General features: G+C 57.3%; 20 protein-coding genes. 12 read left to right on the top strand and 8 right to left on the bottom strand.

The genetic code is table 11. The features are described from left to right. Window positions 1–66: 66 nt before the first annotated feature. Together KQ940_RS08870 and KQ940_RS08865 are read right to left on the bottom strand one after the other, a co-directional pair. A complete protein-coding gene (locus KQ940_RS08870; protein WP_217413118.1) occupies window positions 67–720 on the bottom strand; it encodes a ChrR family anti-sigma-E factor in 654 nt (217 codons plus the stop codon). After that, window positions 717–1,325, bottom strand: coding sequence for a sigma-70 family RNA polymerase sigma factor (locus KQ940_RS08865; protein WP_217413117.1), 609 nt, complete (start codon window positions 1,323–1,325; stop codon window positions 717–719). The genes KQ940_RS08870 and KQ940_RS08865 overlap by 4 nt, the downstream gene beginning before the upstream one ends. A gap of 112 nt (window positions 1,326–1,437) precedes the next feature. Here KQ940_RS08865 and KQ940_RS08860 point away from each other — a divergent pair, with 112 nt between their 5' ends. From KQ940_RS08860 to KQ940_RS08850, 3 genes are read left to right on the top strand one after another with little or no spacing between them, the layout of a single operon-like run. Beyond that, window positions 1,438–2,787 (top strand): NAD(P)/FAD-dependent oxidoreductase, encoded by a 1,350-nt coding sequence (locus KQ940_RS08860; protein WP_217413116.1) that lies wholly within the window; start codon window positions 1,438–1,440, stop codon window positions 2,785–2,787. Beyond that, window positions 2,780–3,583 carry a DUF1365 domain-containing protein gene (locus KQ940_RS08855; protein WP_217413114.1) on the top strand — a complete coding sequence of 268 codons (804 nt, stop codon included), beginning with the start codon at window positions 2,780–2,782 and terminating at the stop codon, window positions 3,581–3,583. The genes KQ940_RS08860 and KQ940_RS08855 overlap by 8 nt, the downstream gene beginning before the upstream one ends. Continuing rightward, window positions 3,570–4,814, top strand: coding sequence for an SAM-dependent methyltransferase (locus KQ940_RS08850; protein WP_217413113.1), 1,245 nt, complete (start codon window positions 3,570–3,572; stop codon window positions 4,812–4,814). Before KQ940_RS08855 ends, KQ940_RS08850 begins: the two co-directional genes overlap by 14 nt. Before the next feature lie 6 nt (window positions 4,815–4,820). Here KQ940_RS08850 and KQ940_RS08845 read toward each other — a convergent pair whose 3' ends face one another. Then, on the bottom strand, window positions 4,821–5,669 hold the full coding sequence (locus KQ940_RS08845) for a LysR family transcriptional regulator (RefSeq protein ID WP_217413112.1): 849 nt from the start codon (window positions 5,667–5,669) through the stop codon (window positions 4,821–4,823). A gap of 129 nt (window positions 5,670–5,798) precedes the next feature. Here KQ940_RS08845 and KQ940_RS08840 point away from each other — a divergent pair, with 129 nt between their 5' ends. Continuing rightward, the gene (locus tag KQ940_RS08840) at window positions 5,799–6,989 is read left to right on the top strand and encodes an MFS transporter (RefSeq protein WP_217413111.1); all 1,191 of its coding nucleotides are present in this window, start codon (window positions 5,799–5,801) and stop codon (window positions 6,987–6,989) included. Between the two features lie 63 nt (window positions 6,990–7,052). On the opposite strand, the gene KQ940_RS08835 is transcribed toward KQ940_RS08840, so the two are convergent. Beyond that, window positions 7,053–8,375, bottom strand: coding sequence for a hypothetical protein (locus KQ940_RS08835; RefSeq protein WP_217413110.1), 1,323 nt, complete (start codon window positions 8,373–8,375; stop codon window positions 7,053–7,055). Window positions 8,376–8,644: 269 nt separating this feature from the next. Here KQ940_RS08835 and KQ940_RS08830 point away from each other — a divergent pair, with 269 nt between their 5' ends. Together KQ940_RS08830 and KQ940_RS08825 are read left to right on the top strand one after the other, a co-directional pair. After that, entirely contained in the window at window positions 8,645–9,850 is a 1,206-nt protein-coding gene (locus tag KQ940_RS08830) for a tetratricopeptide repeat protein (RefSeq protein ID WP_217413108.1), read from the top strand. Window positions 9,851–10,352: 502 nt separating this feature from the next. Next, the gene (locus KQ940_RS08825) at window positions 10,353–11,801 is read left to right on the top strand and encodes a hypothetical protein (protein ID WP_217413106.1); all 1,449 of its coding nucleotides are present in this window, start codon (window positions 10,353–10,355) and stop codon (window positions 11,799–11,801) included. A gap of 601 nt (window positions 11,802–12,402) precedes the next feature. Here the strand turns inward: KQ940_RS08825 and KQ940_RS08820 are convergent. Further along, entirely contained in the window at window positions 12,403–13,008 is a 606-nt protein-coding gene (locus KQ940_RS08820; RefSeq protein ID WP_217413104.1) for a cysteine hydrolase family protein, read from the bottom strand. Between the two features lie 89 nt (window positions 13,009–13,097). Between KQ940_RS08820 and KQ940_RS08815 the strand changes: the two genes are divergently transcribed. Then, a complete protein-coding gene (locus tag KQ940_RS08815; RefSeq protein WP_217413102.1) occupies window positions 13,098–14,063 on the top strand; it encodes a GlxA family transcriptional regulator in 966 nt (321 codons plus the stop codon). A gap of 74 nt (window positions 14,064–14,137) precedes the next feature. On the opposite strand, the gene KQ940_RS08810 is transcribed toward KQ940_RS08815, so the two are convergent. Then, window positions 14,138–14,716 carry a Spy/CpxP family protein refolding chaperone gene (locus KQ940_RS08810; protein WP_217413101.1) on the bottom strand — a complete coding sequence of 193 codons (579 nt, stop codon included), beginning with the start codon at window positions 14,714–14,716 and terminating at the stop codon, window positions 14,138–14,140. 251 nt (window positions 14,717–14,967) lie between these two features. Between KQ940_RS08810 and rlmC the strand changes: the two genes are divergently transcribed. Next, window positions 14,968–16,107 (top strand): 23S rRNA (uracil(747)-C(5))-methyltransferase RlmC, encoded by a 1,140-nt coding sequence (gene rlmC, locus KQ940_RS08805; protein WP_217413100.1) that lies wholly within the window; start codon window positions 14,968–14,970, stop codon window positions 16,105–16,107. A 171-nt stretch (window positions 16,108–16,278) separates the two neighbouring features. Then, window positions 16,279–17,787: an aldehyde dehydrogenase gene (locus KQ940_RS08800; RefSeq protein WP_217413099.1), complete on the top strand. Its 1,509-nt coding sequence runs from the start codon at window positions 16,279–16,281 to the stop codon at window positions 17,785–17,787. Window positions 17,788–17,792: 5 nt separating this feature from the next. Here the strand turns inward: KQ940_RS08800 and KQ940_RS08795 are convergent, their stop codons facing one another. Continuing rightward, entirely contained in the window at window positions 17,793–18,659 is an 867-nt protein-coding gene (locus KQ940_RS08795) for an inositol monophosphatase family protein (protein WP_217413098.1), read from the bottom strand. 123 nt (window positions 18,660–18,782) lie between these two features. Between KQ940_RS08795 and KQ940_RS08790 the strand changes: the two genes are divergently transcribed. After that, window positions 18,783–19,217: a DUF1810 domain-containing protein gene (locus KQ940_RS08790; protein ID WP_217413097.1), complete on the top strand. Its 435-nt coding sequence runs from the start codon at window positions 18,783–18,785 to the stop codon at window positions 19,215–19,217. 87 nt (window positions 19,218–19,304) lie between these two features. Here the strand turns inward: KQ940_RS08790 and KQ940_RS08785 are convergent, their stop codons facing one another. Beyond that, window positions 19,305–20,699 (bottom strand): glutamine synthetase family protein, encoded by a 1,395-nt coding sequence (locus KQ940_RS08785; RefSeq protein ID WP_217413096.1) that lies wholly within the window; start codon window positions 20,697–20,699, stop codon window positions 19,305–19,307. A 253-nt stretch (window positions 20,700–20,952) separates the two neighbouring features. Between KQ940_RS08785 and KQ940_RS08780 the strand changes: the two genes are divergently transcribed. Both KQ940_RS08780 and KQ940_RS08775 read left to right on the top strand, forming a co-directional pair. Continuing rightward, window positions 20,953–22,299 carry a glutamine synthetase family protein gene (locus KQ940_RS08780; RefSeq protein WP_217413095.1) on the top strand — a complete coding sequence of 449 codons (1,347 nt, stop codon included), beginning with the start codon at window positions 20,953–20,955 and terminating at the stop codon, window positions 22,297–22,299. A gap of 2 nt (window positions 22,300–22,301) precedes the next feature. Beyond that, window positions 22,302–23,591: an NAD(P)/FAD-dependent oxidoreductase gene (locus tag KQ940_RS08775; RefSeq protein WP_217413094.1), complete on the top strand. Its 1,290-nt coding sequence runs from the start codon at window positions 22,302–22,304 to the stop codon at window positions 23,589–23,591. The last annotated feature ends 126 nt before the right edge of the window (window positions 23,592–23,717 follow it).

The raw sequence follows: 23,717 nt of genomic DNA, 5'->3' as shown, positions 1-23,717 counted from the left end.
CACCTATCACTACGTGACTGTTGGGCGATCGGATCAGCGGCGCTAAACGCAACCGATCCCGCGCTGTTAGAATCCTGTGAGGGGTTGCACGATTCTGCCCAGCAGGGAGGTGAAACGCAGCGGGCCATCGGTGGCGACCAGGCAGATGCAGCTCTCCGGGCTGTCGACCAGCGGCTGGTGCTCGATAGCGTCATCGAGGTCGGCGATATCGCCTTTGGCGAAGCGGCCCACATCATCCACATAGGATCCGCGCAGGATCATGGTCAGTTCATTACCGGTATGGGTGTGGGGTAACACCGACTTGCCCGGGGCGATCCGCAACAGCTTGCTCGCGCCGGTGCCCTGGCAGGGTAGATCGACATAGGCAAAGCCAGGCGCCAGGCTTTTCCACGCCAGCTCATCCAGCGGTTTGTCGATGTAGGCCCAGAGTGGCGCAGGGACATCGGCAGGTGGCAGGGCCGGAGCATCAGTCGTCGGTTCAGGCGGCTGCTCTTCGTCCAAGGCGTCGAGCAGGTTTTGCAGCGCCGAGTCGCTGAGATCGGCCGGCTGCAGGCGCTCCAGCATCTCACCACCGAGCAGCTCCATCTCGCCTGCTTTCCGACGGCAGTCGGCACAGACCGAGAGATGGCAGGCGACAACCAGCGCCATGGCGTTGGTTAAAGACCCTGAGCTGTAGCTGAGCAGGGTGGCGTCGTCGAGATGGTGTCGAATCGTGTTCATTGTTCACCCTCCCAGAAATTGCGCAACTTAGCGCTGGCGAGACGTATGCGTGCCTTTACGCTGCCCAAGGGTATGCCCAGTTTGGCAGCGATCTCGGAGTGGGCGCGACCCTCGTAATAGGACATGTAGATCACCTGCGCCTGCTCGGGCGGCAGTTCATTCAGTGCGGTTTTCATTTTGTGCCGTATCAAGTGAAGCTCGCCGGGTTCCGTTTCGCCCTCCTGCGGCTCCTCCTCATGCCCTTCCAGCGAGTAGGTGGGGTATTTCTGCTTACGCATCCAGTCGATCGCCTTGTTGCGCGCCAGGGTATAGATCCAGGCGCCGGCCTCGGCTCGCTCCGGGTTAAACGTCTTTGCTTTACGCCAGATTGTCAGCATCGACTCCTGGACCAGCTCTTCTACAACCGAATCCAGCACGCCCAGACGAAGCATGTAGCTTTTCAATAGAGGTCCGTAATGCCGAAAAATCTGCACGAACAACGCCCGATCACCGGTTTCAGCCATTCTGGCCAACAGCTGCGACCAGTCGGTGTCGTCACACGTTCGCGATGAAGGCAAAGGCACAACCCTGTTCACGCTGTCTCCCGACTCATTTGCTTTTTCCATCACTACGACCCCTGGTCCGTTTTGGATCACCGTTAATTTCATTTGAGCGAAGAGTGATCCAATTCCTTCGGCGTTGCGTTAAAGCGTAAAAACCGCAGATGAATGTCAGCCCATGAATATTAGAGCACTAAACCCGAAGAAGATCGCTGTGATTGGCTCAGGTATCTCCGGCCTCAGCAGCGCCTGGCTGCTGAACCGCTATCATGACGTCACCCTGTATGAGAAGGATGACCGGCTTGGCGGCCACAGCAACACGGTGAACTTCGAGCTGGATGGGACGCAGGTGGATGTCGACACCGGCTTTATCGTGTTCAATCCGCTCAACTACCCCAACCTGGTGGAGCTGTTCAAGCTGCTGGAGGTGGAGTGCTGCGATACCGAGATGACCTTCGCTATCTCAGCCAACGATGGCGCGCTGGAATACAACGGCACCAATCTTGGTGGACTTTTCGCGCAACGCAAGAATCTGCTGCGGCCTCGCTTTTGGCGCATGCTGGCCGATCTGCTGCGCTTCTACCGCAATGCTGAGCGGATGGCCGGGCGGCAGGATATCGACCGGCTCACGCTCGGAGAGCTGCTTCGGGATGGTGGGTACGGCGATGCGTTTATCTACGATCATCTTCTGCCGATGGGGGCTGCAATCTGGTCAACACCGGTCGACCGAATGTTGGAGTATCCCGCCCGCAGCTTCTTGAACTTCTGTCGCAATCACGGACTGGTTCAGCTCAGCGACCGTCCCCAATGGCGTACCGTGGTAGGAGGGAGCCGTCGCTACGTGGAGAAGCTAACCGCATCCCTGCGCAATCCGGTACAGCTGAACCGTCATGTGCAAAGGATCATCCGCGAACCCGATCGGGTGGTTGTCGAGGACCTGCATGGCAAGCGAGAGTATTTCGATGAGGTGGTGCTGGCCTGCCACTCCGATCAGGCGCTAAAGCTGCTTGATGCGCCAACGCCGCGGGAGCAGCGTCTGCTAGGCCAGTTCCCCTACCAGCGCAATCGCGCCTATCTGCACACGGACGCAAGTCTGATGCCGCGCAACAGGGCGGTTTGGTCAAGCTGGAACTACCTGGCCTCAGGTGAGGAGGAGAGCAAGCGCAAGGTCTCGGTGACCTACTGGATGAACCGGCTGCAGCCCCTGGCCACAGATCGCGATATTTTCGTGTCGCTCAACCCGCTTGTGGAACCGGCACCGGGCAGTATCGTCCGCACCTTCTTTTATGACCATCCTGCCTTTGGTGCCAGCTCTGCCGATGCTCAGCGTGAGCTATGGAGCCTGCAGGGTCAGCAGCGGACCTGGTTCTGCGGCGCCTATTTCGGCTACGGCTTCCATGAGGATGGTCTGCAGTCGGGGCTGGCCGTTGCCGAGCAGCTCGGCGGTATCAGCCGTCCCTGGCAGGTCGCGGAGCCGAACGGCAGGATTCACGTGGACTACCGACGGGCGCACCTTGCCCATGGCTGATCAAGATCTGAACTCCAGAGCCTACTGCGGCCAGGTGATGCATCACCGTTTCAGCCCGAAACGGCACCGCTTTGTCTACTCGGTTTTCAGCCTGCTGCTCGATCTGGATGAGCTGCCCGAGTTGGCGCGCAGGATCAACGGCTTTTCGCTCAACCGATTCAATCTGTTCTCCTTCCATGAAAAGGATCATGGCGCAGGAAAGGGACAGCTGCGGCGGGAGATCGAACAGCTGCTGCATAACCGGGGCTACGGCGAAGCCACCGACCGTATCATGGTGCTCTGCTATCCGCGCATCCTCGGCTATGTGTTCAACCCGTTAAGCGTCTATTTCTGCTACGACAGGCAGCAGCGCCTGGCCGTTGTGATCTATGAGGTGAGCAACACCTTCGGTGAGCGGCACAGCTATCTGATCGAGGTGGAGGAGGGCGAGACGACGATTCGACAGCAGTGCAGCAAGTCGATGTATGTGAGCCCCTTTACCCCGCCGGTCTCCGATTACAACTTCCGCATCCAGCCCCCGGCGGAGAGGATCGCGGTATGTATCAGTCAGCACGCGGTCGATCGGCGGCTGCTGCACGCTACGTTTACAGGCAAGTCGCAGACGCTTGGTCGCTGGTCCCCGTTAGGGCTCTTTTTTCGCTACCCGATGATGACGCTAAAAGTGATCGCAGGCATCCACTGGGAGGCGCTTCGCCTCTGGCTTAAGGGCGTTCCCGTTTATCGGCACCAAAACGGTCATCGATTAAGCGTCAGTTGGCAGGATAAGAACGGAGTCAGACACTATGAAGTTATATGAGTATAAAACCGCCGAAGTACAGGGCGAGCGCTGCACGACACAAGCGCGAGAGCAGACACCCGGTTTGTTGGAGCGCTGGCTGATCGGCCGGCTGCGCTCACGTATCGATGGCAACCGTGGAACCCTGCAACTGCGGCTCCCCAGCGGAAATTGCTATCGCTTCGGCGACAGGCAGCCCTTCGCCAGTCTGACACTGAATAACTACCGCGCGCTGCGCAAGCTGATTACCGGCGGACTCAACGGCTGGTCCGAAGCCTACCTGCAGGGCGATTGGGATAGCCCTGACCTGACCGCGTTGATTCAGTGGGGCGCACGCTACGAGCATTCTCTCGAGTCCATGGGCCGGTTGCGGCTGCTATCCGATCTGCAGCACAACCGTTACCACCGCAGTCGGGACAATCATCGCGAGGGGAGTCGGCGCAATATCGCTGCCCACTACGACCTGGGTAACGCGTTCTATCGCCAGTGGCTCGATCCCTCCATGACCTACTCGGCGGCACTGTTCAGCGAGCCGACGATGTCGCTCCAGGAGGCGCAGGGGGCGAAAAATCGCCGCATCCTCGAGTTGACCCAGACTCAACCCGGCGATCGCATCTGTGAGATCGGCTGCGGCTGGGGTGGCTTCGCCGAGCAGACGGCGCAAGCGGGGCGGCAGGTACACGGCGTCACGTTGTCCAAGGAGCAGCTGGCCTGGGCGCAACAGCGGATCCGCTCCGCCTCCCTGGACGCGCAGGTCGAGCTAAGCTTGACCGACTACCGCGATCTTGATGGGCAGTACGACGCGGTGGTATCGATCGAGATGTTCGAGGCGGTTGGCGAGCGGCACTGGGACACCTATTTTGAGCAGCTGAAGAGGATCCTGAAACCCGAGGGGCGGGCGGTATTGCAGATCATCACCATCGACGATCAGCGCTTTCACAGCTACCGAAAGCAGGCCGACTTCATTCAGCGCTATATCTTTCCCGGCGGCATGCTGCCATCGGTCGAAGCGCTACGTCACAAGTTCAACCAGCATGGTTTGAGGCTGGAGCATCAGCAGATGTTCGGGCTCGACTATGCCCGTACCCTGAAGCACTGGGCGGAGGCTTTCGAGCGCAACTACACCAATATCGAAGCGCAGGGCTTCGACCGACACTTCTACCGTATGTGGCGCTACTATCTCGCGTACTGCGAGGGTGGGTTCAGAGAGAAGTGTATCGATGTCGGCCTGTTTGTATTGACCCGTGCCTGAGGAGATCTATCGAAACAGCGGGCTCTCCTCGATGGTCTGGGCCAGCCGGGCGGTCGCCGCGTTCACCTGGTCGGCAATGAACAGGGTGGTATCGGTCTGCGGCAGGGCCGGAAGGTCCTCATCGAGCACCACCAGCCCAGGCTCCAGGGCCGACTCCGGGCATACCCCGATTCCGATACCTGCTCGCACGGCGGCGAGAACGCCCGAGCGGCTGTGGCTGGTAAAGGTGATGCGATAGGGCTTGTCGATCCGTTGCAACGCCTTGGTTGCCGAGTCTCGATAGAAACAGCCTTCGGGAAACACCGCCAATGGGATAGTCTCCTGCAGGTGTAACGGATGCGCCTCGGCGCCAACCCAGACCAGCCGGTCCCGGCTAAGCCGCACTCCACCATCGGAAAGCGCCGGCATCTCGACCAGCGCCAGATCCAGGCGGCCGTCGTCAACGAGCGCGGCAAGATGCCCCGGACGATGGTCGCAGACAACCTCAAGTTCCGCTTCGGGATAGCTGACGCCATAGCTCTCCAACAGAGGGGTAAGGGCACGGGTGATATAGAGATCGTGGGTGCCAAGACGTACCTTGCCGGTTATATCCGCGTTCTGAAACCCGCCCATAATCCTGTCGTGCAGTGCAAGCAGCTGTTGCGCGTGAGACTTGAGCTGTTCACCGGCAGCGGTGAGCCTTACGCCGTACTGACCGCGTTGCAGCAGGGGGGCGGTTACCAGGCTCTCCAAGCGGTTGATTTGCATGCTTATTGTGGACGGCGCACGGTGTAGCCGACTTGCGGCGGTGGTCAGGTTCAGGGTTTCAGCAACCACGACAAAGGTACGTAGCAGAGTGATGGGGAGATCGGTCATCTCTAGAATTCAATATATATGAACGTAGAGCTAAATATAATTCGCTTTCATGAAGTCTGGCAAGCAATTAATGTGACCTCCTCGGCGCTACGGGGGTAGCGCCACCCCGTATCTGATGGAGTCCTCTAAATGCGTATGGCGGTTGTCTTTGGTATGAATCAGGTGGTCAGCCACGGCTTCGGCATGTTTCTGTTCGCAGCGCTTGTACCGCTGATGCGCGACTCAACAGGCCTGAGCTATTGGCACCTGGCGTTAGCCGGTGCGCTGACTCAGCTCGCCTATCTGGTAGGCGCCATGATTCTTGGCCTTATCGGTCCGCGTTTGGGGACTCGCAAGGTGGCGCTGGTCAGTGGCACGGTGTCGACCTCCTTACTGTTTAGCATGCCGTTGCTGCGTGAACCGGTCACCATTATCACAGCCCTGATCTTCATGGCCGCCAGTGCCGCCATGAGCTGGGGCGCGATCGTCGAAATTATCAGCCGCTGCGCGCCCCGTGAGCGCCGTTCAACCTACTTGTCCAGTGCTTCCAGCGGCACCGCCTGGGGCTATGGCATCAGCGGGTTGGTGATCCTCTGGATCGTACCGATCTGGGGCTGGGAGAGCAGTTGGCGACTGGCAGGCGCGATGGGCGCGCTGGTACTTGTCGTCACCTGGTTGATGCTGCGTAAACTGCAGGATCCCGATCCTCAAATAGCCGTGTCCCATGACCACTCGATCGCCATATCAAAACTCCTGCGCACGCTGTTTACTGAGCGAACCGCCTTTTTTGCTTGTGCCATCTGCTTTCTGGTCGGTTTCTGCACCATGCCGTTCTCCAACTGGTTGAACACCTATCTTGAGGAGTTGGGCCTGCCGGCTGAACTTGGCGGATACAGCTGGACCACGGTGGGGATAACCGGAATGGTGGCAGGCTTCGTAACCGGTAAATTCGCTGATCAAAAGGGGCACGCCAGCGCCTTGCTGTTGATCTTTGCGGTCTTCGCTGCCGGTCAGCTCGCATTCGCGTTCAACCCGGCGAAGATGGTTTTGCTCGCCAGCTTCGGTTACGGCCTGATGTATTTCCCGATGTGGGGGATCGTGGCCGGTTGGGTCAACCAGCACTACTCGGCAACGGCGACCATGCAGATAAGCGGTATCTGCATGGTGACCTTCGGCCTGGGTGGAACGCTCGGCAACCTGTTGCTCGGTACTATCCGCGACATCAGCGGTGTACTGCAGCCGGGATTTATGTTGCTGGCCGCGGTATCCCTGCTCTTGGTTGGCCTTGGGCTCTATATCCGCCGCGGAACCCTCGGGCCAGTGGGAGTCGTGGCTCAATAAAACGTAACAGTGTGAAAGGTCAGTTTTAGGACGTACCTGACTTGTCTGCCTGTGTAGATCAAGTCAGGGTGTCTTGAAACGATAGGAGCTGGTCGACGGAGCCGTGAACTGTTCAAGCGCCGGCAGATTCACGCCGCCCCACTCGGTTACTCGATCTCGACCATTGAGTTTGAAACGTGCCCGGACACTCCAGAAGTAGCGGGTATCGGGCTTAAGACTCTGAGTCAGTGTGTGACTGTTATACGGCAGTCCTTCCCGCCAGTACACGATCTCACCGGGTGTCATATTTCGTTCCTGCGCAATGATCAGGTCGTAGCGCACATCGCGGACCGCTGCCATATCCTCAGGGGCTGCGGCTCTGTCGGCATCACGTGGAAATGCCTGCCACCGCAGCGTGGGGCGAGTGCCGCTCGAACGCGCCCACTCAAATATCTCGCCGAAGAGTTTGTCTCCTGTTAACTGACCGCGGGTTGGAGGCTCTTCGGGGGCGAGACCGAATGCCGCGACAAACAGTCCGATTGCGTTCGGATTGCGGTCAGGGAACGGATAGAGCATCAACAGGCTATCGTGAATGTGGTAAGCCAGCGCGATATAGCCGGCTTGAAGCCCTCGCAAGAGCCGCTTTGCGCCATCGGCAGACCAGTTTTGCAGTGTATAGCTGGCACCCCCATAGGTGTAGTCCACTTCCTCTATTAAGCTGTTGTCGACGGTGCTTACCAAGCGCACATGGGCGGTCATTGTCAGTTGTAATGGGGGATTAATGCCGCTGCCTCTTGTGCCGGCATGCGTAAGCGCAACCTCCAGTACTGTGTCGGCCTTACCGGAAAACGTGCGGTAATCATGGGCTTCGCCGCTTGGTGGCAGCTGGCTCAGGTCGGGTAGGGCCAGGTTGGTTCCCCTGGCCTGCGCCACCAGTATCAACTCGTCTCCAAGTGACTTCTGGATCGATTCGGCACTAAGATGGCCACCCATCCGGTCTTCAGCTCGTTCGACCTCGCTCGACGACTCGGCTTTAGCCGATCCTGCTATGCCGCCCACCACACCGCTAACCCCACATACGCCCAGCCATAGCAGGTAAAAAGCGCCACAAACAGAACCACTGCAGCTTCCCTGGCCCAGCAGCTCCATACACCCGATAAAACCCGTGCCCGCACCTTTTGCCGCACCGGCGGCTTTATTGCGGGAAAAACCTTCAAACGCGATATCCGGTTGCTCGTTGATCGACACGATAGCGACACGCCCAACGGAGGCTTGGTAGTCGGTGTTCGAGATAAGCGGAGATACGCTGCAACCTGTCTGCAGGGCAAGGATTACCACCAGCAAGGTCGCGACAAGTCGTGAGACGCTCATGGGGATGAAGGCGCAGCGCTCTGGTATTCCGTTCACACCTATCCCCTTTGACAACTTCACTTGGTTAAAGGGATGCAATGGCGCTGGATGGACGCTTAAAGAGTCCGGTCGTCATACGCCATAAATATTGTCGGAACTGACTGACTTCGCCACTTCTCACCAAGGATTCTGTTAATCAGGGGGCGCTGGTTTCTCCTGCCGGTCAATCCCTGGAGCGATAAGGTGTTTCGTGGGATCGCGGCTAAACTGTTATCTCTGAAAAGATGATCAGGGCAAGCCCGGTCCTGACAGCAGAGGGTTAATCGATGCTTCATTCGCGTCCAGGCAACATCCTGTCAACAACCTCCAAGCAAGCGGGGCAGGATTACCTAGATGCGTTAGATCTCATTCTAGGCTCTGAGTCCGGCGCCAACGAGCGACTTGATCGCGCTCTGGAGACGGATCCCAATTTCGCTTTGGCGATGGTGGCGCGCTACATGCTGGCGAAGGACACCAACGACCCCGCGGCAGAAAGTTTCAAAGTTAAGGCGCAAGCGCTGGCCCAACAGGCTGAGCCCTGGGAGCAGCGCCATATCGATGTGCTGATAGGTCTGTTGACAGATCCCTATGGCAACCTGCAGCAGACTCAGGAGTATGTTGCGGCTAATCCGGGCGATCTGCTGATCATCTCTCAACTCTGTGGTTATCTGATCTTCTATGGCGGCCCGGAGAAGCTCACCCGCGTCCTTGATATTCTCAAAGCATCCGAATCGACACTCTCCGAGGATTGGGCGTACCTGGCAAGGCTCGGCTTTGCGATCAGCGAAGCAGGTGATCCCGCCCAGGGGCGAAAGGTTCAGGAACGGGCACTTAAACTGCGTCCCCAGTCCCTCTACACGATCCACGGTTATACCCATATTCTGCATGATCTGGGGGTGCCGGATCAGGCTGTAGCGCTGATTAACAGCTGGATTGATATGAACCGTGCGTCTGCCGAAGGCGGCGCGCTCTATGGGCATCTGCAGTGGCATCTTGCACTGGCGGAGTGGCAACTGGGGCAACGGGATCAGGCCTGGGCGCGGTATCGGCGCTACTGCGCGCCGGAGACGACGACCTGTGGCCCCGTACTGACACTGGCTGATTGCGGCGGATTTCTCCTTCGCGACTATCTGAAAACCGGTGTCATCTCTGCTTCAAGCCCGGCAGTTGATGAGTTGATCGCTCGATTCGAAGGGATGCTTTCGCACCCCTTTATTGCCCTGCATGTGGCGGGTATACACGCCGCGACGGGCGATCGGGCGGCACTGGAAAGCTGCGAAGCGCACATTCGAGAGCAAGAGCCGAACAGCAATCGCGATTTGGCACTGCAACTGGTCACGGCCATCCGTCATTTCGAGCGATCCGAATACCGGCAGGCGGCCGAGATCTTGAAAACAATAACCTCAGCGCAGCGTATCGGAGTAGGCGGAAGTTACGTTGAGCGGATGCTGATTGACCTGTTGGAGGAATCAGCGCTGGAGCACTCGGTCTGATTACGATTGGGCTTGATCATGAAACCCTATCCTGTTGGATGACGGCGGACACGCTTAAAGATCTCGAAATCGATATCGTGGACCTTTCCTCTATCCTCTAAACTTTCGCTCGGGTGGATCGGTTCGCTACCCATATTCATGCCGGTCAGCAGGAGTAGTTCAATCGGAATGGTCGGAGTCCAGGAATACCAATTGGATCCTCAAATAGCTTCGCCATATGTCTAGCTTTTGTACGTCGGCATAATCCTTGGATTGTGTTGGCATTTTCTACGGGTGTGTACCAAGCTCCTTATTGTACGGACGTTGGGCTGCTTAATTTCACCGCAGCCCAGAATTCAACCGCACATGCTCGTTTTCAGCGGAGGAGAATGGCTGTTGCATCTGAAATTCCTTTGTATTCAATGATGTAAGTGCTTCTCTGGAACCGCGCTGTCACGTTTGATTTCACACGTGCAGCGCTACGTGTTGGTGTTTTTTACACCAATGGCAAGGAGGACAAAACATGAATACCCAATCGTTAATTCCCGCTATAACAAGTAGCGCACAGACCCGCCTGGACCCCGTGATTTCGGGCCTCGGTTGGAACAATGGCTTCGAGATTGGCGCGGGACTGAACGCCGTGACCGGCAGTCTAGGTGCCAATGCTATCAAGCCGGCTGAGCTCATTGATGCGAAGAATAAATCCTCGACTACACGCTACCGGTTCATCAAGAGTGAAAGCGAACTCCAGCAAGAGATCAGTGCTTCGGCAAAGGGATCGTACAACATGGAGGGCGTTACACTCAGTGCTTCATCATCGTTCGTAACCCAAGTTAAGCTGTCCGAGCTTTACGTTTCGCTGGTTGCACAGTTCGAGTCGAGCTACTCCGAATACGATGAAGCTGAAACGTATGAATTGACCGAGGAAGCCGGAAAACTCATTACGGATAGGGACAAGTTCCGTGCTACCTACGGTGACTATTTCGTTGCAGGCCGTAAGCGTGGTTCTAGCTTTAATGCCGTCTATACGTGCCATGCGACATCGGTAGAGAGCATGAACAAGTTTATGGCGAGCTTTGGAGCTGACGCCCCTGACGTTTTCAGCGTAGAGGGTAGCGTCGCTTTTGAACGGGCAGCGAAAGAGGCGGACATGGAGGTCGACGTCTGGGTCGAAATGGTAGGGTACGTCGGCACACCGCCTGTTGGTCCCTGGACACCTGAATCCGTTTTGGGCGCATTACAGTGGTTCACTGAACACGAGACAGGAATCCCTGTGCAGGCGAAGCTCTTCCACTTCAGCACGCTTGACCCGAATTTCTCACCGGAGGTACCAATTGACCCGGCAGTCTTTGCTGAGCTATCAGTTCTTTATATGAAGCGCTGGGAAATTCTGGACGGCTTCAACTCAATCCCGGATGTATACCAAAAACAATTTGAAGAGGATGTGACGCGGTTTAATTCGGATGTCATGGCCAGTACAGGCACCCTACCTACCGACGCGGAGATACGAGCAACGCTTGCAAAACAAGCGACGGTGTTGCTGGCTGATCTTAATGACGTCCTCGCACGTCAGGATTTTTACTTCAAGGTAAAGGAGAAACAGAAAGGCGAGCCTGCGAAGGACCATATCATTGACGAAGGAAAAGGAGTGCAGGTCTGGCTATACGGTTTTAGCAAGTACCCACAGAGCGAAGCGGTCAATATACAGTCCAGCTCACAACACTATAGTGAGAAATGGCACATTGGATTCCGCGAACATACCTTTGTCTTCGAACCTGACCAGAGCAGGCTCATAGTCGGTTGGGAGGTACATTCAAATTGGCAAGATGGTTCAAATGGGAGCTGGTACAAGGCGAGTGATCAGATAATTCTCGAAAGCGGAGCCCAGGTCCATGTGAAGTCAGAATACGACCGCGGCTGTAATTGGACCGTTGATATTTATTATGTTGACGCGGCGAACTACCAGTTCTGACGGTATGTACGTCGATATGGAAGAGGCTATCGCATGACTAAATACTATAATTCCATGCTCACAGGTGCTGATCGAAGCATCCAGAGTTGCCAGGATGTATATGAACGCCTCAGGGGCTACAACATATTCGTGAACACCTCATGCGGTTTCGGTGAAGATGGCACCTGCAACAAGCGGATTAAATACACGGGAGCTGGAGGCATTGGTGACGTACGTGATGCGTTCGAAACCGTTATCGATAACTTGGGCTTAGACCTTGAGTTCCAAGTTAATTCGAAAGCGAAATGCGTTTTCTAACTCATTTTATTCCGACTAACCAAGGCTGTTGGTGAACCAACGCACATCCCGCTGTCAACTAATCCTGAGGTACAGGCGGGAGGTGCGTTGGCCATTTGGGCAAATAGGCGGCAACTTCGGGCTAAGCAAAGTCTATATGCGGGTTTGGCCAGTAGGACGTCGACCTGATGGAGGCGCAAGCGCTGGAACGTGCAGCCTGACCTGCACGGCGGTCTGTCAGTCAGCAAACCCCAGCCAACAAACCGCAGTCGGTGGCCGCCACTCTGGTCAGACATTATCCTCGGCTCGGATCCCCACTAAACGATCAACCGGCGAGGAACTCCTCCGCCGTCGTCACTTTGCCGTATCGAAAGGCCAGCGCGCTCATAAACGCCGCATGTACCTGTGCTGCAGGTGCCCTCGTGCCATTGAACTCCAGATCCATCGTCGCGCAGGCGTCATGGATGATCGTGGTGTCGTAGCCAAAGTCGAACGCAGCACGGCTGGTGGCGTCGATGCACATATGGCTCATCGAGCCGAAGACCACCGTATCGCTAATTCCTTCTGCATCGATCAGTTCCTGCAGGTCGGTGCCACGAAAGGCGTTGGGATAGTGTTTGATGAGTACTGGTTCGCCCTCCAGTGGTTTGACCATAGGATGTATATCCACCGCCGCTGTGCCCGGCGCGAAATAGGTGGCGCCGGGCGTAGGCGATTCGTGCCGGATATGGATCACCAGGTCGCCTCTGGCGCGGGAGGCCTCGATCACCCTGGCCGCATTGGCGGCAGCAGCTTCGACACCCTGCAAGGGTAGCTTGCCGGCAGGGGGGAAATATTCATTCTGGATATCAACCACGATAACGGCGCGTTTGCTCATGATACTGATCTCATATTGAGTAAGGGTTATCCGCTGCTGCCAACGCAGCGACATACCGCGCATCGGTATGGATTGACATATTCCGCCTCGATCGCGATGCTGCCCATTGTCTAAATTGACATAATAAGGGGCGATAGCGACAAATGAACCCAGGCCTTCCGGTTGAAATAGGGTTGCTGCTGTATCCGGGCGTTCTGCGTTCGGCCGTACTTGGACTGACCGACCTGTTTGAGATCGGCAACCGTTTCGTTGAACCCGGCTCGGGCGGGCCGATCCGGGTCAGTCATTGGCAGCAGGAGAGCGCCGGTGCTCCTATCGCTCGCTGTTTCGATACCGCGCCCGGACTATCGGGTTCTCCGGATATGCTGGTTATACCCCCTAGTCTAGAAGAACCCGTGCCGATCGCTACTGCCGCCCGATTTGCCGAATGGCTGCGGCAGCACCACCGAGCCGGAGGAGCGCTGGCCTCAGTTTGTGCCGGTGCGTTTGTGCTGGCGGAAAGCGGCTTGCTGGATGGCCGCACGGTGACTACCCACTGGAACTACGAAGAGCTATTTCAACAGCGATTCCCGAAGGTGAGCCTCGATATCGACCGTCTTATCATCGATGATGGCGACATAATGACCGCAGGCGGCGTGATGGCCTGGACGGATCTGGGACTGAAATTGCTGGACCGGTTCCTGGGGCCGGGCGTGATGATCAAGACCGCGCGTACCTTGCTGGTCGATCCGCCGGGACGGGAGCAGCGCTATTACAGCGTTTTTTCGCCCAGACTGATGCACGGTGACAGGGCGATCCTCAAGGTGCAGCACTGGTTGCAGGCGACCGAAGCACAAGAGATTGCCCTGGACCGGCTTGCGGATATAGCCGGGCTGCAGGCGCGCACCTTTCAACGCAGATTTCAAAAAGCAACGGGGATGACCACTTCGGAGTATTGCCAGCGGCTCAGGGTAGGAAGGGCGCAGGATTTGTTGCGGTTTAGTCGGCAGTCGGTCGAGAGTGTCGCCTGGGACGTCGGGTACAAGGATCCGGGCGCGTTTCGAAAGATCTTTGTGAGAGTTGTTGGCCTGTCACCGGGCGAATATCGAGTGCGTTTCGCGCCTGAATGAGCTGACTCTCAGGTACATATGAGGTTATCAATGGCCGCCAGGTCGGCGGCAATAGCCGCCGACTTGCACCGTACCTACCAGCCCATCATGCCGGGCCAGCCGGATTGCTTCAGTTTCTCTTTTTGCTCGGCTGTCAGGATCGCTTCCGTGCGGTTCTGAGCATTGATCCAGGCTTCGGTCATCTGACGCTGCAGGTCGAATACCCGCTGCTGTTGCTCACCGATCGCCTTCGGATCCCGGTGATCGGAGAAAAACATCTGCCGAAGCTTGGCAGACTCATCGTACATCTTGCCCATCAGAGCCCAGTTTTTCTCATGCAACTCCTGGTGGATCTGCAGCATCTTCTGTTGCTGGTCACTGCTCAGATCGAGCGCGGGACCCATACTGCCGTAACCGTACATCATCCCTGAGCCCATCATGCCCGGTCCCATCATTCCGGGCCCCATCATCGAGCCGTAACCCATTCCATAGCCCATACCCGCGCCCATGCCATATCCATGCGACTGCCAGTTGCGCATATCGGAACCGTCATACTCCATCATCGGACCGGACATCATGCCGGTCCCGTGGGCGGACGCTGTAGAAGAGGCGCCGAATAGGGTTATTGCCAGTGCCACTGCAAGCCCGACAGGTTTCAACTGATTAGATTTCATCGTTCAGCGTTCCTCCGTTTAAGACTCTTCTCGCCAAGCCGTTAAAGACTCTACTCGCCAGATACGAACATCTGGATATGCCAATCTCTAAAACATTCTAGACCGGATGCCTGACGGGGACCGGAACAGGGCATGACGCGTATCAAGTAACGGGTCAATTTCATGCGGAGGAAGGGCCTGTTTAGACAATCAACGGATATCTTGCAGCTATCAAAGAAAAACCTAAAATAGCGATTTTTCCGAGATGCGCCATGCATTGCATCCATTTCACCTCTGGCCAGTGTCGCTCCTGCGACCAACTTGCAACACCCTACCTGCAACAGGTAGAGAATAAACAACTTCATCTACAAAACCTGTTTGGTGATCGAGCCGTCGATCAGTGGCTGCCGTTCGTCGTTGGTGAGAAGCAGGGCTTTCGCAACAAGGCGAAAATGGTCGCGTTGGGCGCTGCCCATGCACCCATTTTGGGTATCCTGGGACCAAACGGAGAGCCGGTCAGCCTGGTGGACTGTCCGCTGTACACTGAGGCGATGACGGAGATTCTCACCGCTTTGCCGCGCTTCATTCAACGCGCGGGGATACCGCCGTATCAGATTCAGAAGAAAAAGGGTGAACTCAAATTCGTGCTGCTGACCCAAAGCCTGGCGGAAAATTCGTTCATGCTGCGTTTCGTGTTGCGCAGCGACAGCGCGATAGAGCGAGTTCAGCACATCCTGCCTGAGCTATTGACCAGGTTCCCGGCGATCCAGGTGGTCAGTGTGAACATTCAACCGGTGCATATGGCCATATTGGAGGGTGACGAGGAGATTTTCCTAACCGAAAAGCAGCATATCGTAGAGGTGTTTAACGGTATCCCGCTGGCTATTCGTCCAAAGAGCTTCTTTCAGACCAACCCGAAGTTGGCGGCACAGCTATACAAAACCGCTGCGACCTGGGTGACTAACACCCGGGCAAAACGCATATGGGATCTGTTCTGCGGCGTCGGTGGTTTTGGTCTGCACTGCCTGCAGGAGGGCGTCAACCTGATGGGCATTGAGATAGAGCCCGAGGCGATCCGCTGTGCCCAGGCCAGCGCCCGACGGTTGGGCTATGAGCAGAGCGTACTGTTCTCGGCCTTCGATGCTACCGCTCTGCAGGCTACATCAACACAGTTCCCCGAACTGATCATCATGAACCCACCCCGCAGAGGGGTAGGGGCCGAGTTATGCTCGTTGATCAACGCCAGCAGAGTACCAAATCTGATCTACTCCAGTTGCAACGCCCAGACGCTGATCGGCGATTTGGACTGCCTGGATAACTACAAGGCTGTCTGTGTTCAGGGGTTCGATCTGTTTCCGCACACCCAACATTACGAAGTGTTGGTTCATCTACAGCGGAAGCAGGCAGCGTAGTTCGAGGCCGCTAATCTTGGCCTGACATTCAACTTATTGGCTAAGTCGCGGTCAGCTGATAGGGGCGGCGGTTTACGTTTTCGCTCTACACTGTAAGCAAGTAAAGCTGCGTAGCCGAAAGTCGATTCCTGAGTCGGCCGGCCGAGCAGCAACAGGACGGAGTGTTGGGTAATGAACGCCAAGCAGAAAACCAAGAGAACCTTCAAAGAGTGGCAGGCCGCGGCCGATGCGCTGGAGATCAACGGACAGGCGTTTATCGAGGGCCGCTATCAGCCTGCGCAGTCGGGCAAGACATTTTACTGTTTGAGCCCGGTCGACGGGCGATTGCTGGGCAAGGTTGCTGCCTGCGACAAGGCGGATGCCGATCTGGCGGTTGCCAGTGCGCGTGCCGCATTCAACTCCGGTATCTGGTCGCAGTTGGCACCGAGCAACCGAAAGCAGGTGATGATGCGCTTTGCCTACCTGCTCAACGCCAATGCCGATGAGTTGGCGTTGCTGGAAACCCTCGATATGGGCAAGCCGATCAGTGATTCGCTTCGCGTCGACATTCCCGGCGCCGCTCGCGCGCTGCGCTGGTCTGGCGAGGCGGTGGACAAGATCTACGATGAGCTGGCACCGGTGCCACACGACCAGATTGGCATGATCACACGTGAGCCGGTGGGCGTTGTCGCCGCCATCGTACCCTGGAACTTTCCGCTGATGATGGCGTGCTGGAAGCTGGGCCCGGCGCTGGCAGCGGGCAACTCGGTGGTGCTGAAACCCTCGGAGAAGTCGCCATTGAGCGCGATCCGCATTGCCCAGTTGGCGATCGATGCCGGTATCCCGCCCGGGGTGCTGAACGTGGTGCCGGGTTATGGCCATGAGATAGGGGCGGCGCTGGCACTGCATATGGACGTGGATACGCTGGCGTTCACGGGTTCCACTAATACCGCCAAGCAGCTGATGATCTATGCCGGACAGTCCAATATGAAGCGGGTCTGGCTGGAGGCGGGAGGCAAGAGCCCCAATATCGTCTTTGCCGATGCGCCGGACCTGCAGAAGGCGGCGAAGTCAGCCGCCGCGGCCATCGCCTTCAACCAGGGGGAGGTGTGCACTGCCGGTTCGCGGCTGCTGGTCGAAAGCTCGATCAAGGATGAGTTTGTTGCCCTGGTCGTCGATGCACTGAAGACGTGGAAGCCGGGCCACCCGCTCGATCCGGCAACCAGGGTTGGTGCGATTGTCGACCAGACGCAGCTCAATCGCGTGATCGAGTATATCGAGTCGGGCAAGCAGGAGGGGGCGAAGCTTTGCTGCGGCGGCAACCGGATCGAATCGGAAAATGGCGGATACTATATCGAGCCGACCCTGTTCGATGGCGTCAACAACGCGATGAAGATCGCCCAGGAGGAGATCTTCGGCCCGGTGCTGTCGGTGATCGGTTTCACCGATATGGAGGAGGCGGTCGCCATCGCCAATGATAGCGCCTACGGTCTGGCGGCGGCGGTCTGGACCTCGGACCTGAGCCGGGCGCACAGGATGGCCAAGGCGTTGCGCACCGGTATGGTCTGGATCAACCAGTATGATGGCGGCGATATGACCGCCCCCTTCGGCGGCTACAAACAGTCCGGCAACGGGCGCGACAAGTCGCTGCATGCATTCGAGAAGTACACCGAGGTCAAGGCAACCTGGATTGCGTTGTAACTCCGTTACTCTTCGCGCAGGCTGGGTTCGATGGTGGATCTTCGTTCCGGGTTGGTGAACTGCTGGCGGATCGCATCCAGTGCCTGCGGGGAGTTGGCTGCGATCACGCAACCCTCCCTGAGGGTCGGCGCGTATTCGCGCCCGTCCATCATCCCGACGGCCCCGCCGGCCTCCTGCACCGCCAGGGCGCCTGCCGCATGATCCCAGGGTTTGGCACTGGCGTTGATGTAGAAATCCACGTTGCCTTGAACCAGTAACCGATACTCGTGGCAGGCACAGCGCAGGGCATGGGCGCGGGCGAAGCCCAATACCGCGTTATTGACATGTGCACGTTCAGCCACGGCAAAACCGAAGGTCGAGATAAAGCCGATCATGGCGTTGAGCGGCTTTTCACTGCTGACGAACAGCTGAACCGGTTCGCTGTCCGGTCTGCAATACCAGGCGCCGCCGCCTCGACGCGCCATGATCCAGTCGTCCATGACCGGGTCGTAAAGCAGGCCGAACTGCGTTTCATCCCGCTCGGTAACCGCAATCAATACACCGTGGATGGCAAGCCCATTGGCGAAGTTCCAGGTACCGTCGATGGGATCGATAACGACGGCAAGCTTTGCACCGGGCAGTCTATCGAGCAGGGCCGGGTTGGCCGCCACCGCCTCCTCGCCAATGACCACGGCATCGGGGAGAAGACGGTTGACCCCCGCGGTGATCGCCTGTTCAGAACAGAGGTCCGCTTCTGTCACAAGATCGTCGAACGCCGCCTTGGTGCGTACGGCATCCGGGTGAAGGCGACGAAAACGCGGGGCTATCTCATGCCGTGCGACATCGCGAATCAGCTCGATGAGTGCCTTTTCGATGGTCTGATCCAGTAGCATCTCTCACTCCGATTTTTACCGTTACTCTATATAGTTTAGTGTAGGTCGCCAGCACGTTAAGGGGCTAAGATATGTAAGAGCTGCGATATGTAAGAGCTGCCCTTGTCAGTATGGAGGCTACACATGACAAAAGAGGTTGATCCGTACAACCTGAAACGCTTTCTGGAGGCGCAGGCGCGCGACTACAAAGTAGCCCTGTGGGAGCTCAAAGGCGGGCGCAAGCGTTCGCACTGGATCTGGTACATCTTTCCGCAAATTTCGGGGTTGGGGCGCAGTGTCAGGGCCGATATCTACGCAATAGAGACATTGGACGAAGCCCGCGCTTATCTGAACCACCCCATACTGGGACCGCGACTGATCGAGTGTGCAAACACGATGCTCTCTGTGGAAGGCAAAAGCGCACGCGATATCCTCGGTATGCCGGACGATATGAAGGTACGCTCCTGCGCGACCCTGTTCGAGGCGGTATCAGAAAAAGGCAGTGTATTCGAAAAGCTGTTGAACAAGTTCTACAACGGTGAGCGTGACAAGCTGACTCTGGAGCGGATCGGAGGCTAATTGCAACCCCAAGAAGCGGTTGGAACACGCATACAATTGAGCCGGGCAGTGCCCGGCTCTAATGTTTCTGCTTCGTAGGTTTAGCCACTAGACCGTATGCAGATACCAGGTGTATTCCAGGTCGGAGATGGTGCGCTCGAACTGCTCCACCTCATGCTCCTTGCAGGCGATGAATACGTTGAGGAAGTCGTTGCCGAAATACTCCCGCATCATGCCGGAGCTTTCCAGCTCGCGCAGTGCGTCGCGCAGGTTATTGGGCAGGCTGGTCTCCTGCTGCTCATACGCGTTGCCCTCTATCGGCGGGGGTGGCTCGATCTTGTGGGTGATCCCGAAATGGATCGCCGACAGCATCGCGGCCATCAACAGATAGGGGTTGGAATCCGTGCCGGCCAGGCGGTGCTCGATACGGGCTGCCTCCGGTTCACCCAGCGGTAGGCGCAGGGCGGTAGTACGGTTCTCGACACCCCAGCAGGGCCAAGACGGCACGTAGAACCCTTGGCTGAAGCGACGGTAGGAGTTGATGTTGGGGCAGAGAATGGCGAGGTAGTCATCCATCGCCTCGATCAACCCGCCCACGGCCCAGCGCATGATATCGTTGGGCTGTTCGCTGTCGGGATCGAGTTCGAAAACATTTTTCCCATTGCTGTCGATCAGGCTGATATGCAGATGCATACCGTTGCCGGCCTGGTCGGCGTAGGGCTTGGCCATGAAGGTGGTATCCATCTCATGGTCGTAGGCAACACTCTTGATTACGCGACGCAGAAGCGTGGCGTTATCGCAGGATTTGATCGGATCCGCCACGTGGTGCAGATTGATCTCGAACTGTCCCGGCGCCGATTCCGCTACGATGGTATCCGCGGGTATGCCCTGATCGCGTGCGGTTTCGATCACGTCGGAAAGGAAGTCGGCGTATTCGTCCAGTTCGTCTATCGAGTAGACCTGCACGCTTTCCGGGCGCTTGCCGGAGATCGGTGATTTGGGCGGTTGCGGTTTACCGGCGATATTCTCCTGGTCGATCAGATAGAACTCCAGCTCGAACGCGGTAACCGGGGTCAGCTCCAGTTCATCGAAACGTTTGAGCACCCGCTTGAGTACCGTCCGCGGATCGGCATAGAAGGGGGTTTCGTCATCTTCGTACATGGTCATCAGCAGTTGCGCGATAGGGCGCTTCTGCCAGGGTTCCATGCAGAGTGTGCCGGCGATCGGATAACAGATATTGTCGGCTTCGCCTATCTCCAGTCCAAGACCGGTGCTTTCGACGGTTTCGCCCAGAATATCCAGACCATAGAGTGACGCGGGTAGGGCGACACCCTTTTCAAACACCTTTTTAAGGGCTGATCGGTCGATGCGTTTACCCCTGACGATACCGTTCATATCCGCGATCAGGAGATCGACAAACTGCAGGTCAGGGTGTTGTTCGAGGAAGGTTTCGGCTTCAGCCGTATCGGGTAGCTCCAACCACCCGTTGGATTGTGTAGTCATGTTTCACCATTTTACGCTCGGGAAACTTCAGTTCCCGCTGATATCGAGTGAATGCCATGCCCCGAATAAAGTCAACATATTAATTTTATTAAGCCTGCGGCGGTACGATTGCGCCTTTGGGGCTTTGGTTGTAACGTCGTTCGAAAAAGCACCTGCTGAGGCAGGATGCGGTCTAGTTAACTAAGCTTTTCAGGTACTCGGCGCCCTTGCGGCGCACCCAATCGGCAATAAGAGACCTGTACAGGGGGATCAGATGCAGCGGCTTGAAACCTGGCTCAAGGAGAACCGGGTGACTGAGGTGGAGTGTGTTATCAGTGACCTGACCGGCATCGTGCGTGGCAAGATCTCGCCGGTCGATAAATTCCTCTACGAGCGCGGGATGCACCTGCCGGAAAGTGTGCTGCTGCAGACCGTGACCGGCGACTGGGTCGACGACGATATCTACTACTCTCTGCTCGACCCGGCCGATATCGATATGGTCTGCCAGCCCGACGCAGATGCTGTATTCCTGCTGCCCTGGACGCAGGAGCCCACGGCTCAGGTGATCCACGATACCTATGATCGCGACGGTAACCCTATCGCACTGTCGCCACGCAATGTACTGAAAAAAGTGCTCGCGCTCTATGATGAACAGGGTTGGAAACCGGTGGTGGCGCCGGAGATGGAGTTCTACCTGACCCAGCGCTGCGACGACCCCGACGTGCCGCTGGTGCCGCCCATCGGGCGTTCCGGCCGTCCGGAAACCGGCCGGCAGTCATTCTCCATCGAGGCCGCCAACGAGTTCGACCCGTTATTCGAGGATATGTACGACTGGTGCGAGTACCAGGGCCTGGAGATCGATACCCTGATCCATGAAGAGGGTACCGCGCAGATGGAGATCAACTTTCTCCACGGCGACCCGCTGATGCTGGCCGACCATGTTCAGGTGTTCAAGCGCACAATGCGCGAAGCGGCGATGAAGCACGGCGTGCTGGCCACCTTCATGGCCAAGCCGATCAGCAACGAGCCCGGCAGTGCCATGCATCTGCATCAGAGCGTGCTGGATGTGAAAACCGGTAACAACGTGTTCAGCGATCCCGATGGCAGCATGAGCGAGCTGTTCAAATACCACATCGGCGGGATGCAGCGTTACATCCCGGAATTCTTGCCTTTACTGGCACCGAATGTGAATTCGTTCCGCCGTTTCCTGCCGGACACCTCAGCGCCGATCAACGTGGAGTGGGGCTATGCCAACCGTACCTGCGGTCTGCGCATACCGGAATCCAATGCGGCCAACCAGCGCATCGAGAATCGCCTGGCCGGTGCCGATGCCAACAGCTACCTGGCGATCGCCGCCAGCCTGCTGTGCGGCTATATGGGGATGATGGAGAAGATCGAGCCTTCGGCGGCCTGCACCGGCCGCGCCTACGAGCGCAAGAACTTCAGTCTGCCAACCACCATTGAAAGTGCGGTGGAGCGGATGGAGCAGTCGGCGGCAGCGCGTCAGTACCTGGGTGATGCCTTCGTCGACGGCTACATTGCGGTGAAACGTGCCGAGCATGAAAACTTTAAACGGGTGATCAGCTCCTGGGAGCGTGAATTCCTGTTACTGAGCGTGTGATTATGAGCAACCTGGATCTGAACTATCCCGCCTCCTATTACGCCGCGTCTGCCAATGTTCACCCTGAGTATCCCCGGTTGGAGGGCGATATCGACTGTGATGTCTGCATCATCGGTGCCGGTTATACCGGGCTGTCGGCGGCCTTGCACCTGCTGGAGCGTGGTGTCGATGTGGTGGTGCTGGAGCAGGCGCGTGTGGGCTGGGGCGCATCCGGGCGTAACGGCGGTCAGATCGTCAACAGCTACAGCCGCGATATCGATGTTATCGAGCGCACGGCCGGCAATCGGATAGCGGAGCAGTTAGGCGCGATGGCGTTCGAGGGCGGCCGCATTATCCGTGAGCTCGTCGAACGTTACTCGATCCAGTGTGATCTGAAGGATGGCGGCGTGTTCGCGGCGCTGAACGGCAAACAGATGACCGAACTCGAGCACCAGAAAGCGCTCTGGGAGCGTTACGGTTATGACAAGCTTGAACTGCTCGATGCAAACGGAATAGGCGGCGTGGTGGCCAGCAAACGTTATGTCGGCGGTATGCTCGATCATGGCGGGGGCCATATCCATCCGCTCAACCTTGCGCTCGGTGAGGCCGAGGCGGTGCGCAAACTGGGTGGTCAGATCTTCGAACGCTCGGAGGCAATCGCCATCTCCCGCGAGGAGCAACCGATTGTCGTCACCAAGGGCGGCAGTGTCAGGGCCAAAACCCTGGTGATCGCCGGTAACGCTTATCTGGGCGGTCTCGTGCCGGAGCTGAAAGCCAAGTCCATGCCCTGCGGCACCCAGGTGATCGCCACCGAGCCGCTCGGCGACGATCTGGCGAAAGCGCTGATTCCGCAAGACTACTGCATCGAAGACTGCAACTACCTGCTCGATTACTACCGACTCTCCGCCGATAAACGGCTGTTGTACGGTGGCGGCGTGGTCTACGGTGCCCGCGATCCGCAGGATATCGAACGCCTGGTTCGGCCCAAGATGCTGAAAACCTTTCCTCAGCTGGAAGCGGTCAAGATCGAGTACCGCTGGACCGGCAACTTCCTGATGACACTTTCACGCTTGCCGCAGGTCGGTATGCTGGATGACAACATCCTGTATTCACAGGGATGCAGTGGCCACGGCGTAACCTATACCCACCTGGCAGGACGCTTGCTGTCCGAGCGTATCCTGGGCGACTCCAAACGATTCGACGCCTTTGCCGCACTCAAACACTACCCCTTCCCCGGTGGCCATCTGTTGCAGGCGCCGTTCAGTGCTATCGGGGCATGGTACTACTCGATGCGGGATCGTTTAGGGGTATAGGCGGGCAAAGAAGTGAAAAGCCGCCTTGATCCCGGCGGTAGGAATAGCCTTCTATTTCAGTAGGAATAATCCCACTCTATTGTTTTTAAAGAGATAATTTGGGAGTCTGAGCGAAAAGTGTAATTG

This window comes from Marinobacterium ramblicola, assembly GCF_019084545.1.
GTDB lineage: Bacteria > Pseudomonadota > Gammaproteobacteria > Pseudomonadales > Balneatricaceae > Marinobacterium_D > Marinobacterium_D ramblicola.
This window is presented reverse-complemented; position numbering and strand designations above follow the sequence as displayed.